Origin of the sequence: Lichenibacterium dinghuense (assembly GCF_021730615.1) — a bacterium.
Classification (GTDB): domain Bacteria; phylum Pseudomonadota; class Alphaproteobacteria; order Rhizobiales; family Beijerinckiaceae; genus Lichenihabitans; species Lichenihabitans dinghuensis.
Genome location: NZ_JAJLMN010000001.1, coordinates 4432152 through 4451522, shown reverse-complemented (window position 1 = coordinate 4451522; position 19371 = coordinate 4432152). Strand labels below are relative to the sequence as shown.

The window sequence follows — 19371 nt, the reverse complement described above, 5'->3', positions numbered from 1 at the left end:
CCCGCCGGGGAACGGTCGGCGGCCCGTGCCTGGACTTCAGCGATCATGAACTCTTCGACGACAGCCGCATGCGCTCCGGGCACCGGGCCCACGCCCCTTCCGCCATATGCGGGCGAGCCCTGCGCGGCTTCCCGACCCGGGGCTCGGCCGATCGCGGCGGGCCGCTCGGCGGCCCTTTCGGGAGCGCTCGGCCTGCTGCTCCTCAGTGCCGCCGGTGCGGCGGCGCAGACCTATCCGTCGCTGCTGGCCCCGGCCGATCCCGCACGGGGCGGCGCCCGGCTGCGCTACGTGCCGGTCACGGCCGGACTGAAGCGCTTCGGCGTCGTCGGCCCCAAAGATTGGGTCGCGCTCAACCGCGCGGTCGGGCCGAAGGCAGTGCCCGGACCCGGGCCGGCCGCGCCGGAGGGCATGCGGTGAGCGCTGCGGCCATGGCCACCCCGGCCCGATGCGCCCTGAGCGCAGCGACCACGCGGTGCGCGGCTCCGGCCCTGTCGGCCTGTGCGGCGCTCGCCCTGTCGGCCTGCGCGGCCTTCTCGCCCGACGGCGGCATGGGCCGCGTCGCCGCGACGGTGTCGGCCGACACCGGCAGGTCGGTCGCCAAGGTGTCCGACGAGGCCGAGGCCGGGGCGGCACGGCGCGCGGTCGCCGGCCTGCTCCGGAGCCGCCTCTCGCCGGATGCGGCCGTGCAGGTCGCGCTGCTGAGCAACCGAGGCCTGCAGGCAGCCTTCCACGACCTCGGCGTGTCCGAGGCGGCCTATGTGCAGGCCACGCTGCCGCCCGTGCCGCGCTTCACCTACGCCCGTCTGACCGGCCCCGGCGAGATCGACATCACATACGCGCTTGTCGCCAGCCTGTTCGACCTCGCGACGCTCCCGTCCCGGAAGGCGATCGCCGAGCGACGTTTCCGGGCCGCGCAGGACCGCGCGGCCGAGCAGGCGCTCGCCCTCGCGGCCGAAACGCGGCGGCAATATTTCCGGGCCGTCGCGGCGGGCCAGTCGGTGGCCTTCCTGGAGCAGGCCCTGGGCAGCGCCGAGGCGGCCTCGACGCTGGCGACGCAACTCGGCGAGAGCGGCGCGCTGAACAAGCTCGAGCAGGCGCGCGAGCACGCCTTCACGGCGGAGATCGGCGCCCAACTCGCCAAGGCGCGCGTCGGGCAGCGGGTGGAGCGGGAAGCGCTTGTGCGGCGCCTGGGCCTGTGGGGCCCGGACCTCGGGTTCAGCCTGCCCTCCGCCCTGCCGCCCCTGCCGCGCCGACCCCGGGAGAGCGGTGCGACCGAGGCCGAGGCGCTGCGCCGGCGCATCGACCTTCTCGTGGCCAAGGCCGACCTCGCGGCCCTCGCGGGCCAGTACGACCTCGGCACGGCCACCCGCTTCGTGAGCGCCTTCGACCTGGGTTTCACCAGCAACCCGGAGTCGACGGTCAAGGCCGGTGTCGCCCCGGACGGCAGCCCCACGATCGCCCGCGACGACATCCAGCGTCGGGGTCCGTCGATCGACTTCGCGGTGCCGATCTACGATTTCGGCGAGACAACGGTGCGGGGCGCGCGGGAAGCCTATCTCGCGGCCGCCCAGAGGCTCGCCGAGCGGGCGATCTCGGCACGGTCCGAAGTTCGCGAAGCCTACGGGCGCTACCGCGGCGAATACGACATCACGCGGCACTACCAGGGGACCGTATTGCCGTTGAACAAGACGATCCTGGACCAGTCCGTGCTGCAGTTCAGCGGCATGCTGGCCGACGTCAGCCAGCTCATCATCGACGCGCGCACCCGCATCCTGTCGAACATCCAGGCCATCGAGGCGCAGCGCGACTTCTGGATCGCAGCGGCCGACCTCGATGCCTCGGTGGTCGGGGGCGGCTTCGGCCCGGGCGCGCCGGAAGCGGCCGCGCCGACTACCGATGCGGCGCCGGGCCCCACCGGGGCGGCCGGCGGATGAGCGCGGCGCGGACCATCACCAACGAACGGAGAGCGGCATGAGCGGATTATCGAGACGCGGCTTCCTCGGCACGGGGGCGGGCGGCATGGCGCTGGTCGGCGCCGCGGCGGTGAGCGGCCGGGCCGCGGCCGCGGGCATCCCGGAAGCGCCGACGGTGGCGGACGGCGCCATGCGCCCGCCGCTGGTGCCGACGTCCGGCACGGACTACCAGCCCGTGGTCACGCTGAACGGCTGGACGTTGCCGTGGCGCATGCGCGGCGACTGGAAGGAGTTCCACCTCGTGGCCGAGCCGGTCGTGCGCGAGCTGAGCCCGGGCATGAAGGCCAACCTGTGGGGCTACAACGGCCAGTCGCCCGGGCCGACCATCGAGGCGGTCGAGGGCGACAAGGTCCGGATCTTCGTCACCAACCGGCTACCGGAGGCGACGGCCGTGCACTGGCACGGCCAAACGCTGCCCAACGGCATGGACGGGGTCGTGGGCCTGACCCAGCCCGGCATCCCGCCCGGTAAGACTTTCGTCTACGAGTTCATCCTGCGGCGCTCCGGCACCTTCATGTACCACCCGCACGCGGACGAGATGGTCCAGATGGCGATGGGCATGATGGGCTTCTTCGTGGTCCATCCCCGCGACCCCGCCGAGCGGCGCGTCGACCGCGACTTCGTGTGGCTGCTGAACGCCTTCGACATCGAGGCGGGCTCCTACGTGCCCAAGGTCAACACCATGACCGACTTCAACCTCTGGGGGTTCAACAGCCGCGTCTTCCCCGGCATCGACCCGATCGTCGTGCGGCAGGGGGACAGGGTGCGCCTTCGGGTCGGCAACCTCACGATGACGAACCACCCCATCCACGTGCATGGCGTCGACTTCCGCGTCACGGGCACGGACGGGGGCTGGGTGGATCCGCGGGCGTCCTGGCCGGAGGTGTCGGTGGACGTCGCGGTGGGCCAGATGCGTTCGATCGAGTTCGTGGCCGACGTGCCGGGCGACTGGGCTGTGCATTGCCACAAGTCGCACCACACGATGAACGCGATGGGCCACACGGTGAAGACCTACATCGGCGTCGACATGCGCAAGACCGCCAAGGCCATCCAGCGCATCGCTCCGGGCTACATGCCGATGGGCTCGAACGGCATGGGCTCCATGGCCAACATGGAGATGCCCATCCCCGACAACACGCTACCGATGATGGGCGGCGACGGGCCTTTCGGCTCGGTCGAGATGGGCGGCATGTTCACGGTGATGAAGGTGCGTCCGGGCCTTGCGGCCGGCGACTATGCCGATCCGGGCTGGTACCGCCATCCCGAGGGCACGGTCGCCTACGAGTGGGCCGGCGACGCGCCGAGTGCCGCGTCGGCTCCGAATGCCCCCGCTCCGGGCGATAAACCGGCCGCTTACCGCGTCGTCGATCCCCGGCGTAGGACCGCGGCGACTGGCGGCATGGAGCATTAGCCAAACGAACACGGGACAGGCCGGAGCGGCGGGCCGCGACGGCTTTGGAGGGCGGACCGCAGCCATGCGGATCGCCCGGTCGCGGAAACGCGACAGCGAGGTCGAGCGGGCCGGGGGCCGAAGCGCGCCATCGGTCCGGCCCGCTCGCGGACACGAACAACACGGATGGAGACAGCAGACGATGAGAAATGTCGCAGTATGGGTCGCGGCCCTGACCCTCATGGTGGGATACGCCGCTGCCGCTTCAGCGGGCCCGGGCGCCCCCGGGCATGCGCATGAGTTCGGTGCGGGGGAGCCTGGCGACGCCTCCAAACCGGCCCGCCTCGTCCTGGTGACGATGCGCGAGACGGACGACGGCAAGATGGTCTTCTTCCCGTCCAAGCTCGACGTGAAGGCGGGCGAGCAGGTGCGCTTCAAGATCACCAACGCCGGCAAGGCCGACCACGAGTTCATGCTCGACACCGTCGAGCATAACGCGACGCACAAGCTGGCGATGGAAAAGCATCCCGGCATGGAGCACGACGACCCGAACGGCAAATCGGTCCCCGCCGGGCAGACCGCGGACGTGCTGTGGAAGTTCAGCAAGCCCGGGACCTTCGAGTTCGCATGCCTTGTGCCGGGCCATTACGAAGCTGGCATGCACTCGACCGTGATCGTGCGCTGAAAGCGCGTCAGAACATCTCAGGAGCACGCAAGATGAACAGGATCTCGACGGGGCTGGTCGCCCTCGCGGTCGCGCTCGGCGCGGCGAGCGGCGCGCTCGCCGCCACGGTGAACGGCGACGTGCAGAAGGTGGACGCCGCGGCCGGCAAGGTGACGCTGAAGCACGGTCCCATCCCGGCGCTCGATATGGGTGACATGACGATGGTCTACACCGCCAAGGATCCCGCGATGCTCAAGGGACTCAAAGCCGGTGACAAGGTCAAGTTCGAACCTGCGGAAGTCGATGGCAAGTACGTCGTGACCAAGATCGAGAGAGCCAAGTAGAGCGGTCTGGCCCGTCGCGCGTGAGCCGCGGGCCTGACGTCGCGAGAACGTGAAAGACCCCGGCGGGTCGTGCGGTGCCAGCCGCGCCATGTGCCGGGCTCCCCCTCCTCGATGAGACACGATCATGAAACGCAAGATCCTCGGCGCCGCGGCGCTGGCGCTCGCCGCATCCCTGCTGCTCGAACCGGGGCCGGCCGTCATGGCGCAAGCCGCCCGGGGTGCGCCGGCCGCCTTCGCCCGGGTGCGCGACGTCATGGCCGGCCGCTTCCGCGACGAGAAGCTCGCGGGCGATCCCGATCAGGACTTCGCCGCCCTGCTTGCCGCCGCCGAGGAGGAACTCGTGTTCCTGTCGAAGACGCAGCTCGACTACGGCGGCGACAGGCACCTGCGCGAGATGGCGCAGCGCGTCGGCGGCGACGCCCGCAGGAGCATCGACGACCTCAGGGACTGGCAGGTCAGGTCGCGCGAGGTGGGCTATCGGGCCCAGCCCGACCAGCCGCCGCCCGGTTCCGGACCGCTCGACCGGCAGAGCGCCGCGGACCTCACCCGCCCGGTCGCCGCACCCGCCCCCGAGCCGGCAGCGGCGGCGGTCCCGGCACCCGTGTCGGCCGCTCCGGCCTTCAGCGCGCCCCTGGTGGCCGCGACGGTCAAGAAGGTCGACCCCGCCTCCGGCAAGGTGACGCTCGACCACGCGCGCATTCCCAACATCGACATGGACGCCATGACCATGGCGTATCGGCTCCAGAACCCCGCCGCGCTCGCGGGGCTCAAGGCCGGCGACAGGGTGCGCTTCTCGGCCGAGCAGGTGAACGGCCAGACCCTGATCACGCGCATCCAGCCGGCGCGCTGAGCGGCGTGCGGTCCACCGACCTCTGGCTCCGGCTGTTCGCCGCGCTGCTGTTCCTGTTCGGCGCGGCATTCAGCCCCGTGCCCGGCCACGCGGCCGAGAGGTCGCCCTCCTGTCCCGGCGCGGCCGGCGTCTCGGTCGCGGCGCCGGACGGGCAGAGCCCGGCGATGGTCGAAGACCGCGGCGAGGCCGTCGGCCACGGCGAAGCGCCCTGTCCGTCGGACAGCTGGCAGGCGCCATGCGCCGCGCCCGAGGCCCTGTCGCCGCCGCGCCGGTGCGCCGCATGCCGCCACGGCCGGGTGCCCCGGCAAACGCTGGACGGATGCGCGCGAGAAGCGCCCGAGAGGCCTCCGCGGCTCGCCTGAGTTCGCCGCCAGTCTCCCTCGGTCCCTTCATCGCCGGCCTTGCCCGCCGCACCGCCACGGGGTGGAGCATCCGGGCTCGCGCCGCTCGCCGGAACGAATCAGCATGCAGATTGACGATACGAACGGACCGCCCCCTCGGGACCGGCGGCCGACGCTGCTCGACCTCGTCGTTGCCGATCCCCGTGCTTTCGGGGGCCGCCGCACCGCCTTGCCCGAGGGCGGCCGGATCAGCGTCGACGGCGACGGGGATGCGCCCGTGGTGTTGTTGGAGTGGGGCCGGGCGACGGTCACCATGCCGACGCCCCAGGGCATCGACGTCTTCCTGACGGACCTCGAAGCCGGCGACATCATCGGCGAGGGCGCGTCTCTGGACGTCGACGGCGGGGCCGTCACGGTCAGGGCCGACGAGGATGCCTCGGCTTGGTTCCTGGATCAGGCACGCTTCAGGCAGCGCGCGGCGGATTGCCCGGACTTCGCCCTCGCGGCCCTGGACGCCATGGGCCGCAGGCTCGGGCGGGTGAGCCAGCGGCTGGCGGAGGCGTCGACCTTCTCGACGCGTGAGCGAATCCACGCCGAGTTGCTCCGGCTGGCCGGGGCGGACGTGGGCCGTGCGCCCCGGCCGGTGCGGATGATGACGCACGAGGCGCTCGCGACCCGGGCCGGGACGCAGCGGGAGGCCATCACGAAGGAGCTCAGCCGCCTGCGCCGGCTCGGCATCGTCGCGGTCTCCGGGCGCACCCTGACCGTCGCGGCGCCCGACCGCCTCGGCCGGAGGCGTGGCGCCTGAGCCGAGGCGTGAGCGAGCACCCGGCCTGACCGGCCGGGTGCTCGCTCTTGGATCGTCCGATCTGCCCTTGGAGACCGGCCATCCTCCTTCGCCGAATGACGTGGCGGGGCGACCGAGGCCGGAGTTCGGCGTGGGCGTCGATCAGCGTATTCCGGCGTCGCGGCCTCGCGGGGGCGGAAGGTATTCGGCCCGCGCCCCGTCGGCTGTGTCGTTCGCAATGGCCGAGCGGCCCTGGGCCTGCACGTCACGGTTCTCGTGTCTGTCGTAATCCTTCCTGCGGATGCCGGTCTCGTGCGGGTCCGCCAAAGCGGGAGCCACGGTGGCCAGCACGGCGAGGACGGACAGGATCTTCTTCATGGATCGGTTCACTCTTTCCGCTCGCTCATGGCGAGCGAGGGAAAGATCGTCGATGTTGGGCGCGGGTTCTGTGTGACTTTCCACATGTCACTCTCCGAAGCGGCATCGGCCTCGCGCCTGGGTGATTGTCGCTTCTGCTTCGACCGTGTAGGATCGAGTAGTATTTACGATATGGAGGTGGCGCCATTGGGCGGGGACGCGTTTCGGGCGAGGCTCGACGAATCGGCGGCGGGGCTAGCGCCGAGCCTCCTGAAAGTGGCCCGGTATATGGATCGACATCGGGCCCGCGTGCTCGCCGCCTCGGCCGCGGGCATTGCGGGGCTCGCCGGCACGTCAGATGCGACGGTGGTGCGGACCGCGCGCGCGCTCGGCTACGCGGGCCTCCCCGAGCTCAAGCGGGCGCTGGCGGAGTCGCTGGATCCGCCCTCGACGCCCGCCGACGAGATGCGCCGCACCCTCGGCGAGGTCGGGGCGGATGTCGGCCACGCGGTGGACGCTGTGCTCGACGCACAGGAGGCGGCGCTCCGGTCGCTGCGAACGCCGGGGACGCGCGACGCCCTCGCAACCGCGGTTGCGGCGCTCGCCGGCTCGGAGCGGATCGCCCTGTTCGGGATCGGCCCGACCGCCCACCTCGTCCGCTACGCGGCCGTGCCGCTCGGCCGCGCCGGCCGGCGCACGCTGCTGCTCGACCGCACCGGCCGCGGCCTCGCCGACCAGCTCCTCGATCTCGGTCGCGGCGACGCCCTGCTGGCACTCGCCTACGGGCGGCCCTATCGCGAGATCGCCGTCGTGCTCGGCGAGGCGCGGCGGCTCGGCCTGCCGGCCGTGTTGATGACGGGCGAGGGCGACCATCGCCTCGCGGCGCTGGCCGACGTGGTGCTGGCGGTGCCGCGCGGGGCCGCGGGCCGGGCCGCGCTGCACGGGGGCACGCTGGCGGCGCTGGAAGCCCTCGTTCTCGGGCTGACGGCGGCGGCCGGCGACGGTGCGCTCGCGACGCTCGACCGGCTCGGCACGCTGCGCGCGGAGCTCGACCCGCCGCGGCGGGGCCGGACCGAGGGAGGCCGCCGTGGCTGACGCGCCCTCATCGCATGCCGCCCGCCGCCGTCGCCGCGTCGCGCTCGTCCTGGCCGCGCTGCTCCTCGGGCCGCCCCTGTCGGTCGCGGGCTGGGCCGGCCTGCTCCGCCTGACCGGCAACGTCCACGAGTTCGAGCCGGGGATCTACCGCTCGGGCCAGCTCGGCGCCGGCCGGCTGTCGTCCTTCATGGCCGAGCACGGCATCGCCACCGTCATCAACCTGCGCGGGGCCAACCCGGGCCGGCCCTGGTACGACGCCGAAGCGGAAGCCGTGCGCCGCGCCGGGGCCGCCTATGTGAGCGTGCCGCTGTCGGCCAATCACGAGCCGGATGCAGCGACGCTGGCAGCCCTGGTGCGTGATCTCGAGGGCGCGAAGGCGCCGCTGCTGATCCACTGCGAGGCGGGGGCGGATCGCTCCGGCCTCGCGGCCGCGCTCTACGAGCGCCTGGTGCTCCATCGCTCCCCCGAGGTAGCCGCCGGGCAGCTCTCCTTCCGCTACGGCCATTTCCCCTGGCTGATCAGCCGGTCCGGCGCGATGGACCGCACCTTCGCGAAGGTCGTCGGCAAGGGCATACCCGATTGAGCGGCGCGGGACAGGCCCGGCCAGGGCGCGGCGCGGCGGCCTCGCGCCGAACCGTCGTCGAACCGACTGGGTTAGGGGCTGATGCGAAGGCTGGCTCCGCGACGTCGAGGCCAACAGATGAGGATCGCTATGCTTCAGAGACGCGCCGTGAGCGCCGACGACAGCCACCTCGCCGTCTTCGAGGTCGACGGAGAGGAACTGAGGGCGGAAACCTGTGTGCCCTTCGCGCAGGTCGCGAACGACGCCGCGGGGATCATCGACGTCGTCCTGAAGGCGCCGAGCGGCCGCTTCGTCCGGGTCACGACCGTGGCCGACGGACCGGCCAGCCCCAACTCCTTGCATCGGGGGTGGTACGTCGCGAAGGTCATCGACGCGTTCGACGCCAATCTGCTCAGGGAGAGTTGGGCCGTCCAGACCGAGCAGCCGCGGGCGCAGGCGTCTCGCCCTCTCGTATGATCTTCAGGCATCGTGGCCAAATCCGGCATGCCTGTGACGTCCGACGCATTGATACCAGCGGTCGAAACTCCCAACCGCTGGCCAGTGCGAGTGCACGCCGCCGCTTGTGCGACGTAACCCGTCAGAATGCGTCAGCATTTTGACGGCTGGCGTGATGCCGCGAGGATCGTGGTCCGCTTCCATGCACGGACGGGAAAGGTGTCTTTCGGAGCTGGCCCGGCGGGGAACCTTCGACGGCGTCGTGGAGTTTGAAAGGTACTGGTCTTCGACCGGAGGGGATGGGGTTCCCCGTAAACGCCGCGTGGCTGATGACTCCTGCCGGACTGGGACCGGGAGCATTCGCCGTGGACGATTCGACCGCAACAACTCCAAGCTGTGAGGCCTCCTTCCCGGTCTTCGTGAGCCTGCTCTGGCGAACCGAAGCAGAGGCGCAAGAGGCCGCTCGTCCGCCCGACTGTTTTCACGACCTCGCCCTCGATGGCTTCGTGGCCGGGCTGATCGCGGGGCGCGAGCAGCACGCGCTGGCGCCGCTGTACGGGGCGCCGCTCGTCGAGATCGAAGCCGTCCGTCATCGGCAGGCAGTCGTCCGGGACCTGTACGACGAGGCGACGGCCCGGGTCTGCGAGGCGTTCTCCGACGCCATGCAAAGCGTCCGCGATAGCTTTGCGCAGGCCGACCGGCGTCGCCACGAGCTGCGGAAGCGTCGTCTCCTGCTCGCCGGGCTCGAACGCTATTGCGAGGGCCTCGCGACCTTCGCCCATGCGCTCGGCCGGTGCTCCCGCTCGTCGTCTGGCCTCCGCAGCCTCGGCGAATTCCTGTCCGCTCTCGTCGGAAGTGAGGCCTTTGGCGCGCTCCGTCGCGAGACGGAGGCAGTCGCGGCCGGCCTCGCCGCTGTGCGCTACGACGTAAAGGTCTACGGCGGCGGCCTGCGGGTCGAGCGGCACGGGGGCGGCCACGATCAGGGCGCCGAGGTCGAGGCGCTTTTCGCCAAGTTCCGCCAGGACACGCCAGCCGAACGGTCGCCCGAGCCGCGCGACGCTCCCGACCTCAACTCCGTCGAGGACGTGATCCTGGAGTTCGTGGCACGCCTCCAGCCCGAACTCTTCGCCCGTCTGGCCGCGCTGGCGAAGGGCGCCCGGGGCGCGATCGGTGCGACGCTGTGCCGTGTCGACCGCGAACTCCAGTTCTTCCTCGCCTACCGCGACGCCATCGCGCCCCTGCGGCGCGCCGGCCTGCGCTTCTGCCTGCCTACGGTGACGTGCGAGAAAGCCGTGTCGAGCCGGGACGGCTTCGACGTCGTGCTGGCGACGCGGCTCGTCCGGGAAGGGGCGCCGGTCGTCACCAACGGCTTCGACCTCGCGGCCGGCGAGCGCATCCTTCTCGTGTCGGGCCCGAACCAGGGGGGCAAGACCACCTTCGCCCGCGCCTTCGGCCAGATGCATCACCTCGCCAGCCTCGGGCTGCCCGTGCCGGGCAGCGCCGCCACGCTCCACCTCGCCGACGCCGTCCTCACCCACTTCGAGCGCGAGGAGAGCGTCGCGGACCGGCGTAGCAAGCTCGAGGACGACCTCGTCCGGGTGCGCGACCTGCTCGGGGCCGCGACGTCGGCCTCCGTCATCGTGCTCAACGAGATCTTCAGCTCGACCACCCTCGACGACGCCGTGTTCCTGGCCGGCGAGGTGCTCCGGCGCGTCGTCGCCCTGGACGCCCTCTGTGTGCTGGTGACGTTCCTCGACGAGCTGGTCGCGCTCAGTCCCACGATCGTCAGCGCCGTCAGCACGGTGGTGCCGGACGACCCCGCGCGCCGCACCTTCGAGATCGTGCGGCGGCCCGCCGACGGGCGCAGCTACGCGCTCGCGATCGCCGAGAAGCACAGGCTGACCTATGCGGCCCTGAGCGACCGCCTCCACTTCTGAAGCACCGACGCGAGCCGAACGCCATGCAGGCCCTGCTGCTCCACCCCGACCGCGACTTCGACTGGGACCGCCCGGACCCTCCCGGGACCGGCGATCTCGTCCGCGACCTCGCGCTGACCACCCTCGTCGACGCGATGGCCAAGGGTGACGAGCGCCTGCGCGATGCGGCGCGTGCCGTGCTGCTCGCCGGTACCCCCGATCTCGCCACCATCCGGCACCGCCAGGAAGTGCTGCGCGACGCCATCGCCCGCCCAGAGGTGATCCGGGAGCTCTACGGGCTGACCGTCGACGCCATCGAGGCCGAGCGCAAGGGCGGCATCGGCGCCCTCTTCCGCTCGCCTTCCATGGTGCTGACCCGCGCCGTCGAGCTGATGGGCGTGCTCTCGGGCTTCCTCCGGCGCCTGCGTGCCGTGGCGGACCGGGAAGGCACCGCTTTCCGCTCGGCGGGACTCGCCACCCTGTTCTCGATGCTGCGCCGCGAGCTCGACGAGCGTTACCTCGCCGGAGTCGACCGCACCCTGAATCGCCTGACCTTTCCGGGCGGCGTACTGATGAGCGCACGCCTCGGCCCGGGCAACGCCGGGCAGGATTACACCCTGCGCCGGGCCGACCTGCGCCGGGACCGTCTGGCGCGGCTCGTCGGCCGCGCCCCCGAGGGCTACGACTTCACGCTCGCGCCGCGCGACGAGAGCGGGGCACGCGCGCTGGCCGAGCTGCGCGATCGCGGCGTGGCGGTCGCGAGCGGCGCCGTCGCGCGCTCGACCGAGCACGTCATCGGCTTCTTCCGCGCGCTGCGCTCCGAACTCGCTTTCTACGTCGGCGCGCTGAACCTCCACGAGGCGCTCGCGGCAGCAGGCAGCCCGACCTGCTTTCCGGAGGCGAAGCCGCCCGGCGACCGCGCGCTCTCGGCCGATGGCCTGTGCGATCCCTGCCTGGCCCTCGGGCTCGGGCACGGGATCGTCGGCAACGCGCTGGAGGCGGACGGTCGCGACCTCGTCATCGTCACGGGCGCCAACCGGGGCGGCAAGTCGACCTTCCTGCGCAGCCTCGGTCTCGCCGCTCTGATGATGCGCTGCGGCCTGTTCGTGGCGGCGCGGTCCTTCGCGAGCGAGGTACCGGAGCGCGTCTTCACGCACTGGCGCCGCGAGGAGGACGCCTCGCTCCGCAGTGGCAAGTTCGACGAGGAGCTCGCGCGCATGTCGGCCATCGCCGACGCGCTGGTCCCCAACGCGCTGGTGCTGTTTAACGAGTCCTTCGCCGCCACCAACGAGCGGGAGGGCTCGGAGGTGGCCCGCCAGATCGTGGCGGCGCTGCTGGCCCGTGGCATCCGGGTCGCCTTCGTGACACACCAATATGCCCTCGCGCGCGCCTTCCGGGACCGCGGCGGGCGTGCGACCCTGTTTCTCCGCGCGGCGCGGGGTGAGAACGGGACGCGCTCCTTCGTTGTGACGGAGGGCGAGCCGCTGCGGACGAGCTACGGTCCGGATCTCTTCGCCGCCGTATTCCAGCCCCTGGCGCCCGCGGTAGAACCCGAACCGGCACGGGCCGGACAGTGAGCCACTCATGACACTGGAACAGCTCCGCATCTTCGTGGCCGTGGCGGAACGCTGCCACGTCACCCGCGCCGCCGAGGCGCTCAACATGGCGCAGTCGGCCGTCAGCGCGGCCGTCTCGGCCCTCGAAGGCCGGCACGGGGCCACGCTGTTCCACCGCGTCGGGCGCGGCATCGCGCTCACCGAGGCGGGCGCGCTCTTTCTTGGCGAGGCCCGCGCCGTGCTGGCCCGCGCCGAGGCGGCCGAGCGCGTGCTAGCCGAGCTGAGCGGGCTCAAGCGCGGCACGCTCAACGTCTACGCGAGTCAGACGATCGCGAGCTATTGGCTGCCGCGCCACCTCGTCGCCTTTCGCCGGACCCACCCGGGCATCGACCTGCGCCTGCGGATCGGCAACACCGCCGAGGTGGCGGCGGGTGTCCGGGAGGGAGCCGCCGATATCGGCTTCGTCGAGGGCCATGTCGACGACCCCGCGCTGCTCGCCGAGGAGGTCGCGCGCGACCGGCTCGTGGTGGTCGTGGCCCCCGGTCACCCCTGGGCCGAACGGCCGGCCGTGGCGCCGGACGCCTGGCCGGACAGCGATTGGGTGCTGCGCGAGCGCGGCTCGGGCACGCGCTCGATCTTCGAGGCCGCCGCCGTCGCGGCCGGCGTGCTGGAACGCCTGCCGATCGCCTGCGAGCTGCCGTCCAACGAGGCCGTGCGGGGCGCCGTCGAGGCCGGTCTCGGCGCGACGGCGCTCTCGGCCTCTGTGGCGGCGCCGTCGATCGAGGCGGGATTGCTGGTGCAGGTCGGCTCGCCGCTGCCGGAGCGCGCCTTCACGGCGCTGCGCCACCGCGACCGCTACCGCAGCCGCGCCGAGGAGGCCTTCCTCGACGTGATGCGTGGGCGGGGGGCGGCCCCGTGACGGCGCCGACCCGGGCGGGCCTCCGCCCGGCATCCTGGTGCCATCGGCCGCGACTGGCGGCCTTCAACGCCCGACACACCGGCGGAGAGCCCCGATGAACCGTCTCTTCGCCACCACGTCGACCTGGATCGCCAATGCGGCGGGGCGCCCGGCGGTGTTCGCGCTCGCCTTCGCGGTCGTCCTGCTGTGGTCCGTCGCTGGACCCGCCCTCGGCTTCTCCGACACGTGGCAGCTCATCATGAACACGGTCAGCAGCGTCGTCACGTTCCTGATGGTGTTCCTGATCCAGAACGCCCAGAACCGCGACAGCGAGGCCATGCACGCCAAGCTCGACACGCTGCTGGCCGCGCTGGTGGCGGCCGACAACCGATACATCGGCATCGAGCGCATGACCGATCGTGAGATCGAGGCGATCAGGGCGCGCTTCGGCCCGAAGCCGTGCCCCGACCCGGAAGCGTGAGGCCGCCGTGACATCCCCGGACCAAAATCGGACCCCTTCGAACGACGGCGCCGACCAGGGTGAGACGAATGCGCCCGACGCTGCGGCGCGGCGGCCCGGGGCCTTCGTGCTGCTGTGCGCCATCGGCTTCCTCGGCCGCCTCAGCTACGAGATGGCGCGCAGCCCGCTCACGGCCTTGTACGCCGCGCATCTCGGCGCCCCGGCCGCGGTCATCGGCCTGCTGGTCGCGGCCGTCACGGTCACCGGCATCTTCGTCAAGCTCCCATCGGGCGCACTGGCCGACCTGTTCGGCTTCCGGCGACTGATGCTGGCGGGCCTCTGCGTGAAGGCCACGGCGCCATTCCTCTATCTGGTCGTCGCGGCTTGGCCGCAGCTCCTCGCCCTGCGCCTCTACCACGGCCTGTCGACTGCGCTCTATGCACCTGCCGCCTCGGCCCGCGTGGCGAGCCTCTACCCGGAGGCGCGCGGGCGCCGGTTGGGCCTCTACGGCGCGGCCGAGAACGCCGGGGTGGTGCTCGGTCCGGTGTTGGGCGCCGCGGTGCTGGCGTGGGTTGGGTTCACTCCGGCCTTCGTCGTGTCGGGGCTGATCGGCGTCGCGGCCCTGCTCGCCCTGCTGCCGTTGCCGGGCGGCGGCGCCCCGGAGCGGAGCGGCGCCTCCCGACACGTGCTCGCGGATCTCCGCCGCGGGCTCGCGCAGATCCTCGGCGACCCGGGCATCCGTCTCGCCAGCCTCGCCGAGGGCGCGCTCTACGCGGGCGTGGGCATGCTGCAGGCCTACCTTCCCCTCTACGCGACCGGCATCGGCATCCGCGTCGTCGATGTGGGATGGCTGTTCGGCGTGCAGGGCGTCGCTTCCATCCTGCTCCGCGGACCGATGGGCGCCCTCGGGGACCGCGTCGGCCGGCATCCGGTCATCGTGTCGGGGATGAGCCTCTGCATCCTCTGTCTGGCGGCGGTCCCGTGGTGCAGCGACTATGCCGGGCTCCTCGCCCTTTGCGCCGCGTTCGGGGCCGGCACCGCCATGGTGACGCCGTCCACCACCGCGCTGATCGGCGACCGCGCCACCCGGGGCGGCTACGGCGCGGCGATGGGCGTCTTCGGCAGCCTGTGGGACGTCGGCCACGCGGGCGGCCCCATCTTAGCTGGTCCCCTCATTGGGTGGCTCGGCTACAGGATCGCCTTCCCCATCGTCGCCGCCGCCATCGCATCGGCGCTCGCCTGCTTCGTCCTCGGCGGGGACCGCGCTTTCGGACGACCCCCCATGTCGAAATGAGGTGAAAGGGGGCTTGCCGGGTCAGCGCCGAAGCGTTACGTTGATGATACCGGGATGGGGTTCCCGTTTAACTGCCTTGTGGCTGATGACTCCTGCTTAGGCCCGTTTTGGGAAAAGCAGAGGTGCGCCATGCAGGCTAACTCCCCCACCCTCGATCAGCTTTTAGACGAACCTATCGTTCGTCTCATGATGGCAGCTGATCGCGTCGACGAGCGCGACCTGCGTGCGGTGATCACCCGTGCGTCCGAAGCGGTTTTGGGTCTGAAATCCGACGGCCTGACTGTCGATTGCCGGCCGTCGATCCGCCTCCTCCTCACCGGGGAGGCCTGAGATGGCGTCCCGCATCGCCGATATCCGGACGCTGGAGATCCTCGACTCCCGCGGCAATCCCACTCTCGACGTCCAAGTGACGCTGGAGAACGGCCTCGTGGGCTCGGCCTCGGTTCCAGCCGGCGCGTCCACCGGCTCGGCAGAGGCGCGCGAGCGCCGGGACCGCGACGCTGCTCGCTACGCCGGCCGCGGCATGATCGGCGCGATGTCGAGCGTCGAGGATCGGATCCGCCCCAAGCTCATCGGTCACGATCCCCGGCGGCAGGCGATGCTCGATCACATGATGTGCCGGCTCGACGGCTCCCCGGACAAGCGGGAGCTGGGTGCGAATGCGATCCTCGGCACCTCGCTCGCCATCGCCCGAGCCGCAGCTCTCGACGCCGGCCTGCCGCTCTACGCCTATCTCGGCGGGGTCGCGGCGCGGCGCCTGCCGATGCCGATGCTGAACGTCATCAACGGCGGCGCGCATGCCGACAGCGGCCTGGACATGCAGGAGTTCATGGTGGTGCCGGTCGGCGCGCCGACGTTTTCCGAGGCCCTGCGCTTCGGCGTCGCGGTCTATGCCGCGCTGAAGGCGCTGCTCGGGGCGGCCGGCCAGTCGACCGCGGTCGGGGACGAGGGCGGCTTCGCGCCCCGCCTCGCCGGGGCCGTGGAAGCTTGCGATCTCCTTGTCGAGGCGATCCGCCGGGCCGGCCTGGAGCCCGGTCGCGACGTCGCCATCGCGCTCGACCCCGCCGCGACGGGGTTCCGCGACGGCGACGGCTATGCCCTCCGGGACGGGGGTGGCCGGCTGTCGTCCGGAGCGCTGCTCGACCTCTACGGCCGGCTCGCCGCCGCCTACCCGATCGTGTCGATCGAGGACGGCTTCGCCGAGGACGACTGGGACGGGTTCCGCGACCAGACGGCGGCGGCCGGCGGTCGCCTCCAGATCGTCGGCGACGACCTCTATGCGACGAACCCGGCCCTCATCGGCCGCGGCATCCGCGAGCGGAGCACCAATGCCGCTCTGATCAAACCGAACCAGATCGGCACGCTGACCGAGACGATGACGGCTGTAGCGCTGTGCCGGGAAGCCGGCTGGCGCTGCGTGGTGTCGCACAGGTCGGGTGAGACCGACGACAGCTTCATCGCCGACCTCGCGGTCGGGCTCGGCACCGGGCAGATCAAGGCCGGTGCGCCGTGCCGGGGGGAGCGGATCGCCAAATACAATCGCTTACTGGCGATCGAGCGCGAACTCGGCGACCCCGACTTCAGGAACCCCTTCGCGGTGTGACGGACCGACACGGATCGGGCGATCACGTCCGAGGTTCTTCCACCTGCAACGGCCCTCCCGGCGATTGTCGGAAATAACAACCATCAGAGGATAACATCACCATGCCAGAGAACGAGATCAAGGAAGAGGTCGCCGGGGCAGGCGACGAAACCGAGAAGGTCGAGATGGACAGGCTCGTCGACGGCGAGTTCGAGGTGACCGTTCGGTATCTGCCCAGTTTCGATCCCGATACCGACGACGCCGCTGAGACGCTGACCAGCCGGCGCAAGTTCACGAGCCGGACAGCCGCGGAGACGCGCTATGCGGATGTCCTCGCGTGGCTTCACAGCCTCGCGGCCCCGCGCTGATGGTGTCCCGCCCCGTCGCGGCGCAGCCCGTCGTGGCGGCATGGTTGGCCCTCGTGGCCGGTGCCGTCAACGGCATCGGCGTCGCCGCGACGGGGCGGGACACGTCCCACGTTTCGGGCGTCACCACCTCCGTGATGGGTCACCTCATGCACGGGCGGGGCAATGCCGCGATGCTCGGCATCGCGCTGGTCGCGAGCTTCCTCTCCGGCGCGGTCGGTTGCGGGCTGTTCATCGCGATCCGAGAGGGGCGACCGGAAACGGGCACGCTGCGGTCCCTGCTGATCGTCGAGGGCATCCTGGTGGCGTCGGCCGGCCTGGCCCTGGCGGCTTGCGGCCGGGGCGGGGGTGCCGAGTTCGCGGCCGTGCTGCTGCTCGCCTTCGCCATGGGCCAGCAAAACGCGACCAGCAGCGCGCTGCTCGGCGACCAGGTCCGCACCACCCACGTCACCGGCATGGTGACCGACCTCGGCCGGGAGATCGGCCACCTCGTCTTCGACGTCGCGGGCGGGACGCGCCGCGACGGCCCCCGGCGGACCGACGAGGTGCGGCTCGCCAAGTCGGGCTCTCTCTTCGCCGGCTTCATCCTCGGCGCGCTGGCCGGGGCCAGCGTCCTGCTGTGGTGGGGCGAGGCGGGGTTCTTCGTCGTGGCGGCGGCGCCGGTCGCGGCCGCCCTCCTCGTGAGGGCCGACGCGAGCGAGACCACAGAGTGGAGCCCGCCGTGATGGTCAGAGTCAGACTACATTTCCCGGGTCGAGACATCGGGCGATGGAGTCCGCCTTCGACCGCCTCCAGGGCTGATCACTTCTGCACGACATTGCTGGTAGATGCGGAGCTACGCCTTCCGCAATCGACCGACGGAGGGTGAAATGACTTATCGTGACATCGTCGTCTACTTGGACACTGGATCGGCGACGTCGGCGCGGGTCGATGCCGCCGTCGAGCTGGCGCGCAGGTTCGAAGCCCGCCTCACCGCCGTGAACCTCGTTCCCGCGGTGTCGTTCGACGGAGATTGGCAGCTCTGCCGGGACAGTCTGCAGTCCTCCTTTGAGGAGGCCGCTTCGCGGGCGGGCGTCGCCCACGGCCACCGCGACGTTCCGCCCGACGCGAGTGCCGCGCGCGATTTCTTCGCTCATGACGCGGACCTGCTCGTCGTGACCCAGCCGGATCGGCGAAACGCCGGAGCGGTGCCGGTCGACTTCCCCGGCCGCCTTCTGCTCGCCGCGGGCGTGCCGCTCCTGTTGCTCCCCGTCGGCTGGGACGCCGCCCGCGCGATCGGCCGACGTCCGACCGTCGCCTGGAACGGCACCGGCGAGGCGACCCGCGCGGCGCACGACGCGCTGCCCTTCCTGCGCGATGCCGTACGCACGGCCCTGTTCACCTTCGACGCCCGCTACGGACTGGGCGACGCGGCGGTGGAAGGGTTCGCCGCCCACCTGCATCGACACGGCGCGGAGGTGGTCGTCGACGGCTGGCGCGACGACGGCCGCGGCGACTGGCTGTCGGCCCTCTTCGCCAGCCTCGACCGCGAGCGCTCGGACCTCATCGTCGCGGGCGCCTACGGCCATCCGCGTATCGCCGAGCGCCTGTTCGGCGGCGCGACGCAGGACCTGCTCGGCCAAGACCTCCTGCCCGTGCTGCTGTCTCATTGAGCGGAACACCATAGGACGGGGAGGAAGCGGCATGGTCGTGGATCTGATCGTCTGCCTCGACTCGACGACGCCGGGCGCTCCGGCGCTGCTGGCCAAGGCCGTCTCGCGCGCGGCCGCCTGCCGGGCGCGCCTCCGCGTGCTCGACCTGTGTGCGCCCGATGCGCTCGGCATGGCGACGTCTCCGACCTCCCTCGAATTCGTCGAGGACATGCGGGCCGCGTTCCGGCTCGGCAGGGTCGATGGGCACCACGAGATGGCCCCGACCGATCCGGCCGGGCTGCTCGAACGCACGCTGTCGGCCGATCTCGTGATCGCCGGACGGGGTGCCGCGACTTCGCCTCATCGTTCCGGCGTCTCTGCACCCGCGCTCGGCGCCCTCGGCCCTCCCGTGCTGATCGAGGCCGACGGGAGCGCGGGGCCAGCGGGGCGGCGCATCCTCCTCCCTTGGCGGGCGGACCGCGCCAGCACGCGTGCGATCCACGACGCGATGCCGCTGCTGAAGACCGCGGACGAGGTCGTGCTCGTCCCGCTCGACGACGGGTCGCCGGCGACCGTGATGCGCCGTCTCGCCGGTCGCGGCGTCAGGGTCCGGGCGGAGACGAGCGTCGACGATGCCGACAGCGCCCTCGCGCCGCTGGCGCGGCGGGTCGGGGCCGACCTGATCGTGGTCGGTCTCGGAGGGCCGGCCCACTGGCGGGCACCGACCGTGCTTACGCTTCTCGCCCGCCTGATCGACGATTCCTCGACGGCCCTGCTCGTGTCCCGCTGAGTTCGCGCCATCGATCGAGCGGAGCGGACGAGATCATCGGAGAAGCCAATTGGATTGTCT

At 71.7% G+C, this 19371-nt stretch carries 23 protein-coding genes and 3 riboswitches; of the genes, 22 read left to right on the top strand and 1 reads right to left on the bottom strand.

Annotated features, from left to right (window positions below; all coding sequences use genetic code 11):
- Window positions 1-45: 45 nt before the first annotated feature.
- The 8 genes from L7N97_RS21250 (at window position 46) to L7N97_RS21215 (ending at window position 6370) form a co-directional block, all read left to right on the top strand.
- Window positions 46-417: a hypothetical protein gene (locus tag L7N97_RS21250; protein WP_237480259.1), complete on the top strand. Its 372-nt coding sequence runs from the start codon at window positions 46-48 to the stop codon at window positions 415-417.
- A gap of 11 nt (window positions 418-428) precedes the next feature.
- A complete protein-coding gene (locus L7N97_RS21245; RefSeq protein ID WP_255722278.1) occupies window positions 429-1934 on the top strand; it encodes a TolC family protein in 1506 nt (501 codons plus the stop codon).
- Window positions 1935-1971: 37 nt separating this feature from the next.
- Window positions 1972-3384: a multicopper oxidase family protein gene (locus L7N97_RS21240; protein WP_237480257.1), complete on the top strand. Its 1413-nt coding sequence runs from the start codon at window positions 1972-1974 to the stop codon at window positions 3382-3384.
- Window positions 3385-3604: 220 nt separating this feature from the next.
- On the top strand, window positions 3605-4048 hold the full coding sequence (locus tag L7N97_RS21235; protein WP_237480256.1) for a cupredoxin domain-containing protein: 444 nt from the start codon (window positions 3605-3607) through the stop codon (window positions 4046-4048).
- Window positions 4049-4080: 32 nt separating this feature from the next.
- Window positions 4081-4371 carry a copper-binding protein gene (locus L7N97_RS21230; RefSeq protein ID WP_237480255.1) on the top strand — a complete coding sequence of 97 codons (291 nt, stop codon included), beginning with the start codon at window positions 4081-4083 and terminating at the stop codon, window positions 4369-4371.
- Between the two features lie 124 nt (window positions 4372-4495).
- Window positions 4496-5221: a copper-binding protein gene (locus tag L7N97_RS21225; RefSeq protein ID WP_237480254.1), complete on the top strand. Its 726-nt coding sequence runs from the start codon at window positions 4496-4498 to the stop codon at window positions 5219-5221.
- Window positions 5222-5226: 5 nt separating this feature from the next.
- Window positions 5227-5583 carry a hypothetical protein gene (locus L7N97_RS21220; RefSeq protein WP_237480253.1) on the top strand — a complete coding sequence of 119 codons (357 nt, stop codon included), beginning with the start codon at window positions 5227-5229 and terminating at the stop codon, window positions 5581-5583.
- A 103-nt stretch (window positions 5584-5686) separates the two neighbouring features.
- The gene (locus L7N97_RS21215) at window positions 5687-6370 is read left to right on the top strand and encodes a Crp/Fnr family transcriptional regulator (RefSeq protein ID WP_237480252.1); all 684 of its coding nucleotides are present in this window, start codon (window positions 5687-5689) and stop codon (window positions 6368-6370) included.
- A gap of 141 nt (window positions 6371-6511) precedes the next feature.
- On the opposite strand, the gene L7N97_RS21210 is transcribed toward L7N97_RS21215, so the two are convergent.
- Window positions 6512-6727, bottom strand: coding sequence for a hypothetical protein (locus tag L7N97_RS21210; RefSeq protein ID WP_237480251.1), 216 nt, complete (start codon window positions 6725-6727; stop codon window positions 6512-6514).
- A 27-nt stretch (window positions 6728-6754) separates the two neighbouring features.
- Between L7N97_RS21210 and L7N97_RS21205 the strand changes: the two genes are divergently transcribed.
- The 14 genes from L7N97_RS21205 to L7N97_RS21140 all read left to right on the top strand — a co-directional run bounded on the left by L7N97_RS21205 (window position 6755) and on the right by L7N97_RS21140 (window position 19311).
- A complete protein-coding gene (locus L7N97_RS21205; RefSeq protein ID WP_309242833.1) occupies window positions 6755-7801 on the top strand; it encodes a MurR/RpiR family transcriptional regulator in 1047 nt (348 codons plus the stop codon).
- Window positions 7794-8384 (top strand): tyrosine-protein phosphatase, encoded by a 591-nt coding sequence (locus L7N97_RS21200; protein ID WP_237480249.1) that lies wholly within the window; start codon window positions 7794-7796, stop codon window positions 8382-8384. The genes L7N97_RS21205 and L7N97_RS21200 overlap by 8 nt, the downstream gene beginning before the upstream one ends.
- A gap of 147 nt (window positions 8385-8531) precedes the next feature.
- A complete protein-coding gene (locus L7N97_RS21195) occupies window positions 8532-8840 on the top strand; it encodes a hypothetical protein (protein WP_237480248.1) in 309 nt (102 codons plus the stop codon).
- 265 nt (window positions 8841-9105) lie between these two features.
- Window positions 9106-9165: riboswitch (Fluoride riboswitch) on the top strand.
- A gap of 19 nt (window positions 9166-9184) precedes the next feature.
- Window positions 9185-10756 carry a MutS-related protein gene (locus L7N97_RS21190; RefSeq protein WP_237480247.1) on the top strand — a complete coding sequence of 524 codons (1572 nt, stop codon included), beginning with the start codon at window positions 9185-9187 and terminating at the stop codon, window positions 10754-10756.
- Between the two features lie 23 nt (window positions 10757-10779).
- Window positions 10780-12312 (top strand): MutS-related protein, encoded by a 1533-nt coding sequence (locus tag L7N97_RS21185; protein ID WP_237480246.1) that lies wholly within the window; start codon window positions 10780-10782, stop codon window positions 12310-12312.
- Between the two features lie 7 nt (window positions 12313-12319).
- Complete coding sequence (locus L7N97_RS21180; RefSeq protein ID WP_237480245.1) at window positions 12320-13210, top strand: LysR family transcriptional regulator; 891 nt, start codon at window positions 12320-12322, stop codon at window positions 13208-13210.
- A gap of 94 nt (window positions 13211-13304) precedes the next feature.
- Entirely contained in the window at window positions 13305-13670 is a 366-nt protein-coding gene (locus L7N97_RS21175) for a low affinity iron permease family protein (RefSeq protein WP_237480244.1), read from the top strand.
- A gap of 7 nt (window positions 13671-13677) precedes the next feature.
- Complete coding sequence (locus tag L7N97_RS21170) at window positions 13678-14943, top strand: MFS transporter (RefSeq protein ID WP_237480243.1); 1266 nt, start codon at window positions 13678-13680, stop codon at window positions 14941-14943.
- A gap of 41 nt (window positions 14944-14984) precedes the next feature.
- Window positions 14985-15045, top strand: a riboswitch (Fluoride riboswitch).
- Window positions 15046-15072: 27 nt separating this feature from the next.
- Complete coding sequence (locus tag L7N97_RS21165; RefSeq protein ID WP_237480242.1) at window positions 15073-15273, top strand: hypothetical protein; 201 nt, start codon at window positions 15073-15075, stop codon at window positions 15271-15273.
- 1 nt (window position 15274) lies between these two features.
- Window positions 15275-16546, top strand: coding sequence for a phosphopyruvate hydratase (gene eno, locus L7N97_RS21160; protein ID WP_237480241.1), 1272 nt, complete (start codon window positions 15275-15277; stop codon window positions 16544-16546).
- 101 nt (window positions 16547-16647) lie between these two features.
- Window positions 16648-16893, top strand: a complete 246-nt coding sequence (locus L7N97_RS21155) for a hypothetical protein (RefSeq protein WP_237480240.1) — start codon at window positions 16648-16650, stop codon at window positions 16891-16893.
- The gene (locus tag L7N97_RS21150) at window positions 16863-17615 is read left to right on the top strand and encodes a YoaK family protein (protein WP_237480239.1); all 753 of its coding nucleotides are present in this window, start codon (window positions 16863-16865) and stop codon (window positions 17613-17615) included. The genes L7N97_RS21155 and L7N97_RS21150 overlap by 31 nt, the downstream gene beginning before the upstream one ends.
- A gap of 30 nt (window positions 17616-17645) precedes the next feature.
- Window positions 17646-17707, top strand: a riboswitch (Fluoride riboswitch).
- Between the two features lie 52 nt (window positions 17708-17759).
- Window positions 17760-18542: a universal stress protein gene (locus L7N97_RS21145; RefSeq protein WP_237480238.1), complete on the top strand. Its 783-nt coding sequence runs from the start codon at window positions 17760-17762 to the stop codon at window positions 18540-18542.
- A 31-nt stretch (window positions 18543-18573) separates the two neighbouring features.
- Window positions 18574-19311, top strand: a complete 738-nt coding sequence (locus L7N97_RS21140; protein WP_237480237.1) for a universal stress protein — start codon at window positions 18574-18576, stop codon at window positions 19309-19311.
- Window positions 19312-19371: the final 60 nt, after the last annotated feature.

Excerpts from the sequence above, each read along its gene's own strand:
- L7N97_RS21230 (WP_237480255.1), top strand. The coding sequence starts at position 4,081 with ATGAACAGGATCTCGACGGGGCTGGTCGCCCTCGCGGTCGCGCTCGGC.
- L7N97_RS21215 (WP_237480252.1), top strand. The coding sequence starts at position 5,687 with ATGCAGATTGACGATACGAACGGACCGCCCCCTCGGGACCGGCGGCCG.
- L7N97_RS21180 (WP_237480245.1), top strand. The coding sequence starts at position 12,320 with ATGACACTGGAACAGCTCCGCATCTTCGTGGCCGTGGCGGAACGCTGC.
- L7N97_RS21140 (WP_237480237.1), top strand. The coding sequence starts at position 18,574 with ATGGTCGTGGATCTGATCGTCTGCCTCGACTCGACGACGCCGGGCGCT.
- L7N97_RS21210 (WP_237480251.1), bottom strand. The coding sequence starts at position 6,727 with ATGAAGAAGATCCTGTCCGTCCTCGCCGTGCTGGCCACCGTGGCTCCC.
- L7N97_RS21155 (WP_237480240.1), top strand. The coding sequence starts at position 16,648 with ATGCCAGAGAACGAGATCAAGGAAGAGGTCGCCGGGGCAGGCGACGAA.
- L7N97_RS21145 (WP_237480238.1), top strand. The coding sequence starts at position 17,760 with ATGACTTATCGTGACATCGTCGTCTACTTGGACACTGGATCGGCGACG.
- L7N97_RS21245 (WP_255722278.1), top strand. The coding sequence starts at position 429 with ATGGCCACCCCGGCCCGATGCGCCCTGAGCGCAGCGACCACGCGGTGC.
- L7N97_RS21235 (WP_237480256.1), top strand. The coding sequence starts at position 3,605 with ATGGTGGGATACGCCGCTGCCGCTTCAGCGGGCCCGGGCGCCCCCGGG.
- L7N97_RS21185 (WP_237480246.1), top strand. The coding sequence starts at position 10,780 with ATGCAGGCCCTGCTGCTCCACCCCGACCGCGACTTCGACTGGGACCGC.
- L7N97_RS21250 (WP_237480259.1), top strand. The coding sequence starts at position 46 with ATGAACTCTTCGACGACAGCCGCATGCGCTCCGGGCACCGGGCCCACG.
- L7N97_RS21225 (WP_237480254.1), top strand. The coding sequence starts at position 4,496 with ATGAAACGCAAGATCCTCGGCGCCGCGGCGCTGGCGCTCGCCGCATCC.
- L7N97_RS21240 (WP_237480257.1), top strand. The coding sequence starts at position 1,972 with ATGAGCGGATTATCGAGACGCGGCTTCCTCGGCACGGGGGCGGGCGGC.
- eno (WP_237480241.1), top strand. The coding sequence starts at position 15,275 with ATGGCGTCCCGCATCGCCGATATCCGGACGCTGGAGATCCTCGACTCC.
- L7N97_RS21205 (WP_309242833.1), top strand. The coding sequence starts at position 6,755 with ATGGCGAGCGAGGGAAAGATCGTCGATGTTGGGCGCGGGTTCTGTGTG.
- L7N97_RS21175 (WP_237480244.1), top strand. The coding sequence starts at position 13,305 with ATGAACCGTCTCTTCGCCACCACGTCGACCTGGATCGCCAATGCGGCG.
- L7N97_RS21165 (WP_237480242.1), top strand. The coding sequence starts at position 15,073 with ATGCAGGCTAACTCCCCCACCCTCGATCAGCTTTTAGACGAACCTATC.